This window comes from Dietzia sp. KRD202 (assembly GCF_017168155.1).
Taxonomy (GTDB): domain Bacteria; phylum Actinomycetota; class Actinomycetes; order Mycobacteriales; family Mycobacteriaceae; genus Dietzia; species Dietzia kunjamensis.
Genome location: NZ_JABFAN010000002.1, coordinates 24380 through 36797, shown reverse-complemented (window position 1 = coordinate 36797; position 12418 = coordinate 24380). Strand labels below are relative to the sequence as shown.

Below are 12418 nucleotides of genomic sequence, written 5' to 3'. Positions count from 1 at the left end.
CCACGCCCTGGAACCGGCTCTCGGGGCCCGGGTCCGTACGATGTCCGACGGACCCGGACCCGACCGATGGAGGACAGCTGTGACCCCCCGCATCCTGTACAAGAGGCTCGCGCTCGCGGAGGTGGTCACCTGGACGCTCCTGATCCTCGGCATGATCGGCAAGTACGGCTTGGGCTTCGACTGGGCGACCATGGTCGGCGGCAGCGTCCACGGGTTCGTGTTCCTCTGCTACGCGGTGGCCACCGTCGCGGTCTGGACCGACAAGCGGTGGACCGCAGGGACCGGTGTCCTCGGTCTGGCCTCCGCCGTGATCCCCTATGCGACCGTCCCGTTCGAGCGGTCGGTGGAGCGTCGTGGACTGCTCGACGGCCCGTGGCGGGTCGGCCCGGAGGGCGACGCCCCGCGTACGCTCCCGGAGCGCGTGCTGGCCTTCGCGGTGCGGTCGCCCGCCCTCGCGTTGGTGGCGACGCTCGTCGTGGTGGCGATCGTGTTCTCGCTGTTGCTGATGGCCGGCCCGCCGACCGAGTGGTTCTCGTGACCCCCACCCGCGAACCCGGCCGCCGCGAGTTGAACAAGGCCGACAAGCAGCGGCGCATCCACGCGGCCGCCCGCGACCTGTTCACCCGTCGCGGCTACTCCTCGGTGACCACCCAGGAGGTCGCCGATCTGGCCGAGGTCGGGACGGGGACGCTGTTCCGGTACGCGCAGTCCAAGGGCGAACTGTTGTGCATGGTCGCCAACGACGAGTTCCGCGCGATGGTCGAGACAAGCCCGGCCACCGGCGACCCGGTGAACGATCTCGTCACCCTGTGCGAACCTCTCCTGGTGGCGCTCGACAGGCAGCCGGAGAACATCGCGGCGTACCACCGCGAGACGCTATTCGGGGAGCCCGGGCCGCACCGCGCGGAGGCGCAACGCATCCTCGGAGAACTTCGCGACCTCATCGCCGGCGTCCTCGCAGGTCACTCGGGCACCTCCGCGACCGCGGACGACCTCGCCGGTCCGGCCCAGACCGTGTTCGACGTGCTCTACATGACCATCGTGCGGTGCGGGGTGGAGCGCTCCCCCGTCAGCGACAGCCGCGGGACTGTCACCGAGCAGGTCCGCCACGTGCTCTACGGCGTCCTGCCTCCGGCCGCCACGGGTTCCGACTGACCACACCCACCCCGGTGTGGGGCGCGCCACCGCGCCGGGCGAGACTGACAGCATGACCGAGGTTGACCAGAGCACCGCCCGCCCCGTCAAGGACGCCTCCACCGTGATGGTGATCCGCGATTCCACCGCCGGCCCGGAGGTGTTCGTCGCCCGCCGCGTCAAGGGTATGGCGTTCGCCGGTGGGATGACCGTCTTCCCGGGCGGAGGGGTGGACGCCGCTGACGACGACCCCGACCTCGCCTGGACGGGCCCGGCCCCCACCTGGTGGGCCGAGCGCCTCGGGTGCGACGAGCCGCGGGCCCGCCGGCTGGTCTGCGCCGCCGCCCGGGAGACGTTCGAGGAGTGCGGTGTCCTGTTGGCGGATCACCTCGACGGAGCCGCGGTCTCGGATGCCGGCAGGTACCACTCGGCCCGGGCCGAGCTCGAAGCCCACGAATTGTCGTTCAGCGGCTTCCTGGAGCGGGAGGAGCTCTCGCTGGCCGCCGGCCGTCTCCGTCCGTTTGACCACTGGATCACTCCCGAGGTCGAGAAGCGCCGGTACGACACCCGGTTCTTCCTCGCCGCACTGCCGGGCGGGCAGGAGCCGGACGACCTGACCACCGAGGTGGACCTGACCATGTGGGCCCGCCCCGTGGACCTGCTGGCGGACTTCCGTACGGGCCACTCGATGCTGCTGCCGCCCACCTGGACCCAGCTACGCCACCTCGCCGAGTTCGCTGACGTCGACTCCGCACTGGCCGCGTCCCGGACCATCGCGCCGATCCAACCGGAGATCATCGAGCACCGCGGCGGCATCAGGGTCGGGTTCGACGGCTCCGACGAGTACTGGTCGGACTATCAGGCAGGGCATCCGCCGACCGGGAACTGATCGGCGCGCGCCGGGACCCGTGCGCCGGACCCTGTCGAACCGCTCACGGAGACGGTGGCTCGGTGGTTGACTGCCTTGCATGCCGGCATTCGAGTTCGACGTGGACGCGTCGATCGCGGCCGGGTGGGACCGTTTCGCCTCCCACCTGGCCGATCTCCTGCGCGACCTGGTCCCCGGCGCGATCTTCGACCTGGCGGTACCCGTCCTCGGTGCGCCCTCCGCGCACACGCCGTACATCCGGTTCACCGCCGTCGCCTCCGGGCGGGTCGACGCCGAGGTCTCCGGCGGCGGTTCTGAGGACACCCCCACCCCCCTGCGCCCCGCGCAACTGGCGCAGCTCTCGGCCCTCGGATGGCAGGCCGCCGACACGGGTCGTGAACCGGATCCCGCCGCCGGCCCACGTGTCAGCCTGACGACGGACCGGGCCCGCGAGCTGTCCCACCTCGTCGCCGGGACCCTGGAACAGGTGTTCGGGATCCGACACCCGGTGTTCCTGCACGATGTCACCGACTCCGATCCGGATGACCTCGTCGGCGCGCGTCCGGTCGAGCCCGGGCCTCCGGACGGGGACCCGGACGGGGACCCGTCCGACGCCGGGAGCCCCCCGGGCGGCGAGGACGACTTCCGCCCGCAGCCGATCACCGATCCGGACCAGGCGACCCGGGCTGTGGAAGCGGCCCTCACCGAGGTCTACCGGCGGCGCGTCCGGGCCGACGAGCACGATGTCTTCACCGTCCCCGCCGGGTGCGTCCTGCTCTTCGTGCGCGCGCACCGTTCCCTGCCGCTCATCGTGTTCCGCAGTCCGCTGGTGTCGGCGGTGGAGGACGCCGCCGCCGCGGAGACCGAGGTCGCGATCCTCAACCGCGACTCCTTGTGGTGCCGGTACGTCTTCGACGGCGAGGCGATCACCGCCGAGTCGGAGTTCGTCGACCGGGTGTTCGTGCCGGTCAACTTCAAGATCCAGCTGGCCGAGATCTCCGCGGAGCTCGATGACGTCTACCCGGACCTCGTACGCCGGGTCGCGGGCAAACACTCGCGGGACCTGCGAGCCTCCGATGACCCCGACCCCGACGGGCCGTAGGATCAGGGACTGCCGGGACCGGCCCGGCGCACGATCCCGCCACAGGAGCGCCCCTATGCGTCGCGCCGCCCTCGCCGCCGTGGTCACGGCGGCGACCGTGTTGACCAGTGCCTGCTCTCCGTCGCTCCTCGGCGACGACGACGAACGCGCCGTGCCCGTCCCCACCGCCGAGCCCAGCGGCCCGCTGCCCTCATCCCAGCAGTTCGACCGCCCGTTCCCCGTCTCGGGCGATCTGTGGGACGCCACCGTCACCGTGTCGAACCTGCGGATCGAGCCGTCCTCCGCGTACTCGGACGCCGTGCTGGTGGTGGATGTCCGTGCCGTGCAGTCGTCCGGGCAGCCCGAGCTGGGTCCGGCCGACTTCTCCGCCTTCGACCCCTCGGGACGACCCTTCGAGCGGATCCAGAACCCCGCGGGAATCGTCGACGACCCGCTGGTCCCCTCGGTCCTGGCCACCCCCGGCGAGGAGATCCGGGGAATGGTGGCCTGGACGGTGCCCCGCGGTGTCAGGATCGGCCGGATCGATGTGACCACCCCCGGCACGATCGGTTCGTTCATCGTGACCCGCCAGCCGGAGGACCCCGCCCGGTCCTAGTCGCCCGCGGGATCCGACCCCGTCAGGTACGTCCAGCGCCCGCCCCTGCGCTCGAACAGCGACCGTTCCCGCATCACGGTCGGGCCCTCCGGGCCGGTGTACCGCGCTTCGAACTCGACCACCCCGCCGTCGTCGCCCTCATCTCCGGCGACCACCTCCACGACGGTGAGCCCGGTCCACTCCACGTCGGATGCCTCGACCGTCGGCGGCCTGGTCCGGGGATGCCACGTGCGCCAGAGATGGTCCGTGTGCCCCAGCACGAACGCCGTGTACCGCGACCGCATCAGCCGCTCGGCGGTGCGCGCCGGCAGGCCGTCGTCGACGATCGGACCGCAGCACGTCCCGAACCCGTCCCCACTGCCACACGGGCATGCGCTCATCGGTCCACTCCGTTCCCCCTGCGATCCGATCCCCTCAGGCTACCGCCGTCGCACCGGGCGGCCACCGACCCGCCCCGTACCGCCACCGGACGCCGCGCGTCCACCCCCGGCCTTCCCGACGGTCTATCCTCGCTGGTGACATGACTGGTTTCGCTTCCCTCCGCTCGCTCGCGCGACGCCGCCCGGACCCCGACCTCGCACCCCTGCGCGTGCGCTCCTGCCGCGACCTGTGCAATTGGAACGAGACCCCGGTCGAGCGTCGGGGAGAGCCGCTGTTCGCGTGCCGCGGATGCGGATCCCAGTGGGTCCCGAGTGAACCGTGGACCCCGCGCGAGGCCACCGGGGAGATCCCCCGGGCCGTCCTGGACCTCCTCCGGTCCGGCGACTGACCACCCGGGGTACGACGTCACCGTCCGCTATAGAGTCGGACCATGACCACGACCCCTCTGTCCCCCCTCTCGTCCGCCGGCGCCGGGACCGTCGACGCGATCCTGCGACGGTCCGCCCGCCGGTTCCCCGACCGGGTCGCCCTGACCTTCGCCGACCGTCGCTGGACCTACGCCGAACTCGACACAGCCGTCGACCGGGTCGCCTCCCTGCTCGCCGCTCGGGGGCTCGACGACGGTGCGCGGATCGCCGCCTACGGGGTCAACTCGGACGCCTACCTCATCGGCTTCCTCGCGACCTCACGGGCGGGGTACACCCACGTCCCGGTGAACTACGCCCTGACGGGCGGAGAGCTCGAGTACCTCCTGACGGATTCCGGCGCCTCACTCGTGCTGGTCGACCCCGCACAGGCGCCGACCCTCGAGACCGTCGTCCAGACCCTGCCGTCGCTGCAGACGCTCGCGCTGCAACCCGCCGCCGGGGACCCCGCCGACGGCACGCTGCTGGGCGCGGCAGTGGATCGGGGCGAGGCCCGGCCCGTCGACTCCCCCGCATCCGGGAGCGACCTCGCGCAGCTCCTGTACACCTCGGGCACCACCTCGCGGCCCAAGGGCGCGATGATGACGCACGCGGCACTGGCGCACGAGTACGTCAGCTGCATCCTCTCCCTCGACCTCGCCGCGGATGACGCACCACTGGTGACGATGCCGCTGTACCACTCCGCGGCCATGCACGTGTTCGCGATGCCGTACCTCTCGCTGGGGGCGACGGTGCACCTGATGGCCGCGCCCGACATCCCGGAGATCCTCCGGCGCGTCGAGGAGGACGGGATCGGGTCGCTGTTCCTCGCACCGACGGTCTGGGTTCCGCTGGCCTCCCACCCCGACCTCGACACGCGTGACCTGTCGAGCCTGCGCAAGGCCCAGTACGGCGCGTCGATCATGCCGGTCACCGTGCTGCAGCGCCTGCGCGACAAGTACCCCGAGCTCGGTTTCTACAACTGCTTCGGACAGTCCGAGATCGGGCCGCTGGCGTGCGTCCTGCGTCCCGAGGAGCACGATGCACGCCCGGCCAGTGCCGGCCGTCCCGTCTTCTTCGTCGAGGCGCGCGTCGTCGACGAGAGCGGCGCGGAGGTCGCGGCCGGCGAGCAGGGTGAGATCGTCTACCGCTCCCCGCAACTGTGTCAGGGTTACTGGAACAAGCCCGAGGCGACGCAGGAGGCGTTCCGCGACGGGTGGTTCCACTCCGGGGACCTCGTGGTCCGTGACCCGGAGGGGTTCGTCGAGGTGGTCGACCGGATCAAGGACGTCATCAACACCGGCGGCGTCCTGGTGGCCTCCCGCGAGGTGGAGGACGCCGTGTACCGGGACGAGCGGGTCGCCGAGGTCGCCGTGATCGGCACCCCGGATCCCAAGTGGATCGAGGCGGTGACCGCGGTAGTCGTCCTCAAGGACGGAGCTCACGCCACGGAGGACGAGATCGTCGCGGGCACGCGCGAGCACCTCGCCCCGTTCAAGGTGCCCAAGCGGGTGGTGTTCGTCGACGAACTGCCCCGTAACCAGTCCGGAAAGCTCCTCAAGCGGGAGCTGCGGCAGGACTGACGCGCCGCAGAGCGGTCAGGCGATCCGGGCCAGGACCTCGCGTGCCACCAACGCGGGGTCCTGTTCCGGTATCCAGTGGCCGAGGTCATCGAGGGGGAGGAAGCGGTACTCGGCCGTCACCCGCTCCGCCGTCGCGTCGGCCCCGCTGCGGGCGACCGCGGGATCCTGCCCGCCCCACAGGAATGTGGTGGGGACGGTGACGTCGGGGAGGTCATACCGCCGCATCGCGCGGTACCAGTGCAGGGCCGCGGTCAGTGCCGAGCGCTCCCCGAGCACCTCGAGATGCCGGTCCACCAGATCCGGCGGTACCTGCCCGCCGAACATGGCGCGCAGTCGGTGAGCGTCTCCCTCGAGGAGCACGTCCTCGGCCTTGCCCGCCTGTCGGAACAATCCGAAGTACGCCGACCGGGCCTGCTGATCGGGATCCGTCCCGATCGCGTCGGAGAACGCCGCGAGATGCGGGATCGAGATGGCCGTGAGGCTGGCGACCCGATCCGGATGGTGGGCGGCCAACCACCATGCCACGGACGCCCCCCAGTCATGACCCACCACGTGGACGCGCTCGAGCCCCAGACTGTCCGCCACGGCGAGGGCGTCAGCCGACAGGTGCTCGATGGCATAGTCCGCCACATCGTGCGGACGCGCTCCGGGCGAGTATCCACGCTGCATGGGGGCCACCACCCGGACCCCCTGAGTCACCAGGTCCGCGGCGACGCGCTCCCATTCCCACGCCGACTCGGGGAAGCCGTGCAGGGCCAACACCGTACGCACCGGTACTGCGTCGGCCGCGTGGCCGTCCGGCTCCCACACCAGGACGTCGAGGGTGCCTACCGGGACGTCCACGGTCGTTCTCCGGGGTTCCATGGAGCGGACACTAGCGCGCAAGGTGGTCAGCGCGGGCCGGTTCCCCGAGGAGCCCGGGCAGACGCTCCCGGGTGGTGGGCAGCCGCCCGCCGGTCATGCCAGTCCGTGACGAGCCACATTTCGACCACCAGCGGGTCCACGCCCGCCTCGTGCGCCCATGCCGCGACCACATCCAGGTACCGCTGGTATCGGCGCGGGGTCAGGCGGGAGGCCGAGTCGATCTCGGTCCACCCGGCGTGGATCAGGGTGCCGATCCCCGCCGGATCGACCGGCACGATATGCGGCGCCGACCAGGCCATGCCCAACGACGACAGGTACAGCGATGCCAGGGGGTATCCCAGGTCCGGAACGCCGCGCCCCGCTCTGCCGGCGGGAGCTCCGTGCCGCAGGAGGTTCATCGCCTCAACCGGCGCGTCGAGCCAGTCCACCACCTCGTGCAGCACGAGTGGGTATCCGTGGGAGGAGACCGATACCCGACCGTGCCGGTCCCGCTCGGCCACCCGGAAGTCCGGCAGCCCGCGCCGCACCCCCGATCGCGACGGGTGGCCGGACAGCCAGGCGGCGCACATGTAGAGCGCCACCACGGATTCCTCGAGACTGCCCCGGGCGCGCCGACCCGCCGCCCACAAGTCGCTCCTTCTGAGGTACCCGGACCCGGACTCGACCCGCCCGCCGTCGAGGCCACCGGCGACCAGGCGTAGGTCGACGCCCTTCTCCGCGAGGCGCAGGTTCCACAGGTCCAGATCGATCCCGACGTACTCGTCCGCGACCAACAGCGCGGGAGGCTGGGCGCGGCACCACTCGCGGCAGGCCGCGGGGAGTGCGGGGATCGGGTGGGGACCGGTCGTCGTCATGCCCCGTACCGTGTCATGCGGGTACGACAACACCGGACCCCGGCGCCGGTTCAGTCCTGTGCGAACGCGTCCAACGGCGGGCACGAGCAGACCAGGTTGCGGTCGCCGTAGGCTCCGTCGATCCGGCGGACGGCCGGCCACACCTTCGGGCGCCAGGTCGACCCCAGTGGGTACCCCGCGACGCTGCGCGGGTAGGCGTGCGTCCACTCGTCAGCGGACACGCTCTCGGCCGTGTGGGGCGCGCCCCGCAACGGGTTGTCGTCCACGGTCCACTCACCGTCGGAGACGCGGTCGATCTCGGAGCGTATGGCCGCCATCGCATCACAGAACGCGTCCAGTTCGGACAGGTCCTCGCTCTCGGTCGGCTCGACCATGAGCGTGTTGGGCACCGGGAAGCTCATGGTGGGCGCGTGGAAGCCGTAGTCGGCGAGCCGCTTGGCCACATCGTCGATCGAGATGCCGACCGAGTCGATGAGCGGGCGCAGGTCGAGGATGCACTCGTGGGCGACCCACCCGCCGTCACCGGAGTACAGCACCGGGAAGTGCTCCCCGATACGCCGGGCCAGATAGTTCGCGCTGGCGATGGCGGTGAGCGTGGCCCGGCGCAGTCCGTCGGCCCCCATCATCCGCACGTACGCCCACGTGATGGGCAGGATCGACGCGGAGCCGAACGCGGCCGAGGAGACCACGCCACCCGCGCCCAGGCCGTCCTCGTGGGGATGCCCGGGCAGGAAATCGCGCAGGTGCTCGGCCACCGCGACGGGGCCGACACCCGGCCCACCGCCACCGTGGGGGATACAGAAGGTCTTGTGCAGGTTGAGGTGGCTCACGTCGCCCCCGAACCGGCCCGGACGTGCGACCCCGACCAGAGCGTTGAGGTTGGCCCCGTCGATGTAGACCTGACCCCCGGCATCGTGGACGATCGCGCAGATCTCCTCGATGTCGTGCTCGTAGACGCCGTGTGTGGACGGGTAGGTGATCATGATCGCCGACAGTTCGGCACCGTACTTGTCCACCTTCGCGCGCAGGTCGTCCACGTCGACGTCGCCGTTCTCACGGCACGCCACCACGACGACCTTCATCCCGGCCATGACCGCGGAGGCGGCATTGGTGCCGTGGGCGGACGACGGGATGAGGCAGACCGTCCGGTCCTCCTCCCCGCGCGATCGGTGGTAACCGCGAATCGCGAGGAGTCCGGCATATTCGCCCTGGCTACCGGCGTTGGGTTGCAGACTGACCGCCGCGTACCCGGTGATGTCGACGAGCCACTGCTCGACATCCGCGACGAGCTCGCGGATTCCGACGCTCTGGTCCGCCGGGGCGAACGGGTGGAGTCGGTTGAACTCCGGCCACGTGATGGGCTCCATCTCGGTGGTGGCGTTGAGCTTCATCGTGCACGAGCCCAGCGGGATCATCGTCCGGTCCAGCGCCATGTCCTTGTCCGAGAGCGCTCGCAGGTACCTCAGCATCGCGGTCTCGGTCCGGTACCGCACGAACGCCTCGTGCTGGAGGAACTCGCTCGTGCGGTCCCCGTGTCCCGGATCCACCGAGATCTCGACGACCCCGACGGCACCTGCGCCGAATGCCTCGAGCACGATCCCGACGTGCTCGGCGGTGGTGGCCTCGTCACACGCGATCGACACGGAGTCGTCGTCGACCTTCCACAGGTTCACCCCGCGCGCGGCGGCGGCGGCCAGTACCTCATCAGCGCGTCCCGGTACGCGGGTCAGGACCGTGTCGAAGAACTCGTCGTGGACCACTTCGACCCCGGCCGAGCGCAGCCCCCGGGCGAGAGCGTCGGCGTGGGCGTGCACCCGGCGGGCGATCGCCGAGAGACCGTCGGCGCCGTGATAGGACGCGTACATCGCGGCCAGGACCGCCAGGAGGACCTGGGCGGTGCAGATGTTGGACGTCGCCTTCTCGCGGCGGATGTGCTGCTCACGGGTCTGGAGGGCGAGCCGGTACGCGACCCGTCCGTCGGCGTCTGTCGACACCCCGACCAGACGACCCGGCAGGTTGCGGGCGTGCGCGCTGCGGCACGCGAGGAAACCGGCGTGCGGCCCGCCGAAGCCCATCGGGACCCCGAAGCGCTGGGTGGTGCCGAAGCACGCGTCCGCGCCCTTCTCTCCCGCGGGGGTCAGGACCGTCGCCGCCAGCAGGTCGACACCCGCGGCGACCATGGCGCCCCGTTCGTGGCACTGCTCGATGAGCCGGGACACGTCGGCGACACGACCGGACGCGCCGGGGGTCTGCACGAGCGCCCCGAAGAACTCGCCCTCGGGCAGGCCGTCGTCCACCAGGTTCGCCGTGACGAGTTCGATGCCCAGGGGCTCCGCGCGGGTGGCGAGGATCGCCGCGGTCTGGGGGAAGATGTCGGTGTCGACGGCGAAGCGGGGGCTCTTGGAGGAGCGGTTGGCCCGTCGCAGCATCGTCATGGCCTCGGCCGCGGCCGTGCCCTCGTCCAGCATGGAGGCGTTGGCCATGTCCATGCCGGTCAGGTCGGAGACCATCGTCTGGAAGTTCAGGAGCGCCTCGAGACGGCCCTGGCTGATCTCCGGCTGGTAGGGGGTGTAGCCCGTGTACCACGCCGGGCTCTCGATGATGTTCCGGATCAGCACCGGCGGAGTGAGCGTGTCGTAGTAGCCCTGGCCGATCATCGACACGGCGACGGTGTTGCGGTTGGCGAGTTCGCGCAGCGCCGCGAGGGTGTCCGCCTCCGACAGCGGCTCCGGTAGCGCGTCGATCCCCTCCGCGCGCCCGTCCGGTCCCACCTCGTCGAGGATGACCGAGGGGACGGCCCGCTCGGCGAGTTCATCCAGTGAACCCACGCCGATGGTGTCGAGGATGCGTTCCAGGCCGTGGGCGTCGGGGCCCAGGTGGCGGGCGACGAACTCGCCTCCGGTCCGGGCGGTGTCAGGGGTCGTCGTCACAGGTGCTCCTCAGGTGGCGGGGCCGCCCAGACAGGCGGCCTGCGGGCCGGTGCTACCCTCTCCGCTCTGTCCCCTGCCGGACGGGTGCCGGCGCCTGAGAGATTCACCGGGCCGCGTGTGCGGCCCCGGCTTTCCCCGTGGGCGGGTGGTCTGTTCCACCGCTCTCCAGAGGCGTTAGGCGACTACACGGTCCGGGTGCCTGAGAGATTCTCGGAGAGGAGTTGCTCCTTCGGCGCCCGCGACCGACAAGGCCGCGGAGCTCTCCCGTGAGTCGCGTGAACGCATGACCGAGTCTAGACCACCGGCGCCTATCAGCCCGTGCGGCGTGAGGCGCGAGCGCGCCGACGGGCCGCCAGCTCGTCCTCCACCGGTGCCAGGATGTCGTCCTCGGAGACCGTCTCCGCGGGGAACTCGGCGATCGACCCGGCGAGCTCACGCATCGCGCCCCCGATACCGATGCCGAACACGCCCTGTCCGCCCTGGAGCAGGTCGAACACCTCCTCCTTGGAGGTGCACTCGAACACGGTGCGGCCGTCCGAGAACAGGGTGATGGTGGCCAGGTCCTCCACGCCCCGTGACCGGATCTGATCCACGGCCTTCCGGATGTTCTGGAGCGAGATACCGGTGTCGAGCAGCTGCTTGACGATCTTCAGGACGAGGATGTCCTTGAACGAGTACAGGCGCTGGCTACCCGAGCCGGCCGCGTTACGGATCGAGGGCACCACGAGGTCGGTGCGGGCCCAGTAGTCGAGCTGCCGATAGGTGATCCCGGCGATCTGGCATGCGATCGGGACCCGGTACCCGCTCGTGCCGTCCGGGATCCCGTCATCGGGGAACAATCCGGGCTGCACCTCGTCGAAGGAAGCCTGGGTGCCCTCTCCTCGGTCCCCGAAGAGACTCTCCGTGTTCGTATCGGCGACGGACGGCTCCGAGACCCGGGTGTGGTCGGCCACGATTGCTCCCTCAAGATGCGGGTGTCGCCACGATCGTGACGACACGGTACCGGGCGGCGATGCCCGGATCCTGGACGCGTGAACACCATCGGTGTAGTTCACTGAGGGCAACGCTATGCCCGCCGCGGGCCCTGATCAATAGGACACGCGGTAAACCTCAACCTCAAGTTGAAGTTTAGAGTCTGTCCTGACCTGCGAACTGGTATCGGTGTGGCCACTGTGAATGCCAAACTCGCAGGTCGCAGGCGTCAGGACGATGACCCGCCCGGTTCTCTGGGCGCCTCCGGTCCGCCGAGAAAATCGTCAGGGTTCACCTGATCGAGGAACTCCCGGAAGGCTTCGACCTCTTCCTCGCCCTGCTCCACGAGGGAGATCCCCACCTCGTCGAGCACCTCCCGGCTCACGAGTACCGGCGAGGAGGTCCGCAGTGCAACCGCCACCGCGTCTGACGGGCGCGCGGACACCCTCGTGTCGCCGAAGACCAACTCCGCGAAGAACGTCCCCTCGGACACTCCGATGATCTCCACCTGCTCCAGCGGATGCGAGAAGGTGTCCAGTAGCGCGGCCACGAGGTCGTGGGTCAGCGGCCTGCTCGGCCGCACCCCCTGCTGTTGGAGGCTGATCGCCGCGGCTTCGGCCGCCCCGATCCAGATCGGTACGTACCGGCCACCGTCCTTCTCGTGCAGGATCAGTACGGGTGCGTACTCCGGCTCCTCGAAACGGACGCCGACGATGTCGACCTCGCGCATG

The 12418-nt window shown here is 70.6% G+C and carries 13 protein-coding genes and 1 riboswitch; of the genes, 7 read left to right on the top strand and 6 right to left on the bottom strand.

Translation table 11 applies throughout. The annotated features are described in order from the left end of the window. Positions 1-79: 79 nt before the first annotated feature. The 5 genes from J1M64_RS00275 (at position 80) to J1M64_RS00255 (ending at position 3699) form a co-directional block, all read left to right on the top strand. Positions 80-538 (top strand): DUF3817 domain-containing protein, encoded by a 459-nt coding sequence (locus tag J1M64_RS00275; RefSeq protein ID WP_096905531.1) that lies wholly within the window; start codon positions 80-82, stop codon positions 536-538. Then, entirely contained in the window at positions 535-1155 is a 621-nt protein-coding gene (locus J1M64_RS00270; protein WP_206471981.1) for a TetR/AcrR family transcriptional regulator, read from the top strand. The genes J1M64_RS00275 and J1M64_RS00270 overlap by 4 nt, the downstream gene beginning before the upstream one ends. Positions 1156-1207: 52 nt before the next feature. Beyond that, entirely contained in the window at positions 1208-2023 is an 816-nt protein-coding gene (locus tag J1M64_RS00265) for an NUDIX hydrolase (RefSeq protein WP_067715878.1), read from the top strand. A gap of 79 nt (positions 2024-2102) precedes the next feature. Then, positions 2103-3104, top strand: coding sequence for a hypothetical protein (locus J1M64_RS00260; protein ID WP_067715812.1), 1002 nt, complete (start codon positions 2103-2105; stop codon positions 3102-3104). A gap of 55 nt (positions 3105-3159) precedes the next feature. Beyond that, positions 3160-3699 carry a hypothetical protein gene (locus J1M64_RS00255; protein WP_206471980.1) on the top strand — a complete coding sequence of 180 codons (540 nt, stop codon included), beginning with the start codon at positions 3160-3162 and terminating at the stop codon, positions 3697-3699. Here J1M64_RS00255 and J1M64_RS00250 read toward each other — a convergent pair. Continuing rightward, on the bottom strand, positions 3696-4079 hold the full coding sequence (locus J1M64_RS00250; RefSeq protein WP_069390209.1) for a YchJ family protein: 384 nt from the start codon (positions 4077-4079) through the stop codon (positions 3696-3698). The genes J1M64_RS00255 and J1M64_RS00250 overlap by 4 nt on opposite strands. Before the next feature lie 140 nt (positions 4080-4219). Here J1M64_RS00250 and J1M64_RS00245 point away from each other — a divergent pair, with 140 nt between their 5' ends. Together J1M64_RS00245 and J1M64_RS00240 are read left to right on the top strand one after the other, a co-directional pair. Continuing rightward, positions 4220-4468, top strand: a complete 249-nt coding sequence (locus tag J1M64_RS00245) for a hypothetical protein (protein WP_206471979.1) — start codon at positions 4220-4222, stop codon at positions 4466-4468. Positions 4469-4510: 42 nt separating this feature from the next. After that, positions 4511-6067 (top strand): fatty acyl-CoA synthetase, encoded by a 1557-nt coding sequence (locus J1M64_RS00240; RefSeq protein WP_154830658.1) that lies wholly within the window; start codon positions 4511-4513, stop codon positions 6065-6067. Positions 6068-6082: 15 nt separating this feature from the next. Here the strand turns inward: J1M64_RS00240 and J1M64_RS00235 are convergent, their stop codons facing one another. From J1M64_RS00235 to J1M64_RS00215, 5 genes are all read right to left on the bottom strand, one after another. Then, positions 6083-6931: an alpha/beta fold hydrolase gene (locus J1M64_RS00235; RefSeq protein ID WP_069390211.1), complete on the bottom strand. Its 849-nt coding sequence runs from the start codon at positions 6929-6931 to the stop codon at positions 6083-6085. A 26-nt stretch (positions 6932-6957) separates the two neighbouring features. Next, positions 6958-7785: a hypothetical protein gene (locus J1M64_RS00230; protein ID WP_069390212.1), complete on the bottom strand. Its 828-nt coding sequence runs from the start codon at positions 7783-7785 to the stop codon at positions 6958-6960. Positions 7786-7835: 50 nt separating this feature from the next. Next, on the bottom strand, positions 7836-10715 hold the full coding sequence (gene gcvP, locus J1M64_RS00225) for an aminomethyl-transferring glycine dehydrogenase (protein WP_206471977.1): 2880 nt from the start codon (positions 10713-10715) through the stop codon (positions 7836-7838). Positions 10716-10892: 177 nt separating this feature from the next. Next, positions 10893-10992: riboswitch (glycine riboswitch) on the bottom strand. 34 nt (positions 10993-11026) lie between these two features. Continuing rightward, on the bottom strand, positions 11027-11668 hold the full coding sequence (locus J1M64_RS00220; RefSeq protein ID WP_069390214.1) for a MerR family transcriptional regulator: 642 nt from the start codon (positions 11666-11668) through the stop codon (positions 11027-11029). Positions 11669-11916: 248 nt separating this feature from the next. Beyond that, positions 11917-12417, bottom strand: coding sequence for a bifunctional nuclease family protein (locus tag J1M64_RS00215; protein WP_096907250.1), 501 nt, complete (start codon positions 12415-12417; stop codon positions 11917-11919). Position 12418 lies beyond the last annotated feature (1 nt).